The following is a 1882-nucleotide window of genomic DNA, read 5'->3' on the forward strand; positions in this document are numbered from 1 at the left end:
CCCCCCCCCCCCCCCCCCCCCCCCCCCCCCCCCCCCCCCCCCCCCCCCCCCCCCCCCCCCCCCCCCCCCCCCCCCCCCCCCCCCCCCCCCCCCTCGGCCGGGTCGCCGTGGGCCCGGGTGAGCGGGGCGTCCGGGACGCAGGAGGCGGGGCCGCCGGCCACGTCCCGCGGTCCCGCGGGACGACCGGGGCGTCGGACGCCCTCGGCACGTCCTCCGGCGGCCCCTCGGCGGCCTCGCGGTGGGCGACGTCGGTCTCCCCCGGCACTCGCCGCGCGCCGGCCACCGGGCGCGGGCCGGCCCGCTCGCGGGTGCGGAGGCGGCCGGTGGCCACGCCCCTACCGGTCCCTACCGGTCTTCGGACCGCAGGCGGTCACGTGCCTGGGTGGCGATGACGGCGGCCTGGACACGGCGTTCCACGCCGAGCTTGGCGAGCAGACGGGAGATGTGGTTCTTGACCGTCTTCTCGGCCAGGTACAGCCGCCCGCCGATCTGCCGGTTGGTCAGCCCTTCGCCGATCAGGTCCAGGATCTCGCGCTCCCGGTCGGTCAGGCCGGGCAGGACGTCCGGCTCCCCGGCCGGCTGCTGCCCGGCGCCTCGCAGCCGTGCCATCAGTCTGGTCGTGGCGCTGGCGTCCAGCAGCGACTGGCCCCGGGCCACCGTCCGCACGGCCGAGACCAGGTCCGAGCCCCGGATCTGCTTCAGCACGTACCCGGCCGCGCCCGCCATGATCGAGTCCAGGAGCGCCTCCTCGTCGTCGAAGGAGGTCAGCATCAGGCACGCCAGCTCCGGCATCGTCGACCGCAGCTCACGGCAGACGGTCACTCCGTCCCCGTCGGGCAGGCGCACGTCGAGGACGGCCACGTCGGGGCGCAGGGCAGGGACCCGGATCAGTGCCTGCTCCACCGTCGCGGCTTCCCCGACGACGGCGATGTCCGGCTCGTCGTCCAGCAGGTCGTGCACTCCTCGCCGCACCACCTCGTGGTCGTCCAGGAGGAAGACCTTGATCGGGCTTCCCGTGCCGCCGTCCTGCTCGCTGTGCGCCATCGCCTGCTCCTCGCGGTGCCTCGGTCCCCGTCGGAATCCTCATCTTCCCAGGGCGGCCGAGGTCCGGGGCCGGTCGGCCCGGTTTCCGCCCGCGTCAGGGGGCCGCGAGGCCGCGTCCGCGGGGCCGGCCTGCGTCCCCTGCTCGCCGTCCCGCGGCCCGGTGCCCCGGCCGGAGGCCGGACGGGTGGCACTCCAGGAGGCCGAGGGGGGCGACAGCCGGTGGGACCCGGGGGCCCCTCGGCCCTGGGCCCGGGGCCGAGGGGCCCCCTCCCACCGGGGTCGGCCGCCTCTGGGACACGGACGGGAAGCGCAGCAGTCTTGGGGCTCGCGGAACGACCGCAGGGAGTGGAGCGCATGACCGCCGAGGACACCGGTGCCCGTGAGACCACCGCCACCGTGCGGGTGCGCGCCGACGGTGAGGGGGACGAGGAGCCCCCGCCCGTCTCCGCGAGGAGATCGCCACCGCCCTGGACCGGCCCGGACCGCCGCCCGTGAGCGGTGCGGCGCGCGTCCCGCGGGCCTCGGCCCACCACGTCGTGCCGCCCTGGCCCGCCGGCGCCGGGATCCGGGTCGGCGGCGGCCTCGTCGTCGCCCACGCCCGCGAGGCGACCGCCCGCGGACTCGCCGGCCGGCTCCGCGACCGGCTGTGGGCCGGCACCGAACGCGTCGCCCACCGCGACGACACCGCCCGCCGGACGGCCGCGCCGCCCCCGTGGCGCGGCGGCCCGCAGAAGCGGGCGCCGCACGGCGCCCGCCCCAACCGGCGGGGGGGGAAGGGGACGACCCCCCCTTCCTCCCCCCCCCCTCCCCCCCCCCCAAGAAGAACCCCCCCACACGT

General features: G+C 78.9%; 2 protein-coding genes. One reads left to right on the top strand and one right to left on the bottom strand.

All coding sequences use genetic code 11. The features are described from left to right. Positions 1-345 precede the first annotated feature (345 nt). Positions 346-1044 carry a response regulator gene (locus tag ACZ56B_RS24300; RefSeq protein WP_468794311.1) on the bottom strand — a complete coding sequence of 233 codons (699 nt, stop codon included), beginning with the start codon at positions 1042-1044 and terminating at the stop codon, positions 346-348. 354 nt (positions 1045-1398) lie between these two features. Here ACZ56B_RS24300 and ACZ56B_RS24305 point away from each other — a divergent pair, with 354 nt between their 5' ends. Beyond that, complete coding sequence (locus tag ACZ56B_RS24305; RefSeq protein ID WP_468794314.1) at positions 1399-1539, top strand: hypothetical protein; 141 nt, start codon at positions 1399-1401, stop codon at positions 1537-1539. Positions 1540-1882: the final 343 nt, after the last annotated feature.

The organism is Streptomyces sp. NPDC034670 (genome assembly GCF_055574875.1).

Excerpts from the sequence above, each read along its gene's own strand:
- ACZ56B_RS24300 (WP_468794311.1), bottom strand. The coding sequence starts at position 1,044 with ATGGCGCACAGCGAGCAGGACGGCGGCACGGGAAGCCCGATCAAGGTC.
- ACZ56B_RS24305 (WP_468794314.1), top strand. The coding sequence starts at position 1,399 with ATGACCGCCGAGGACACCGGTGCCCGTGAGACCACCGCCACCGTGCGG.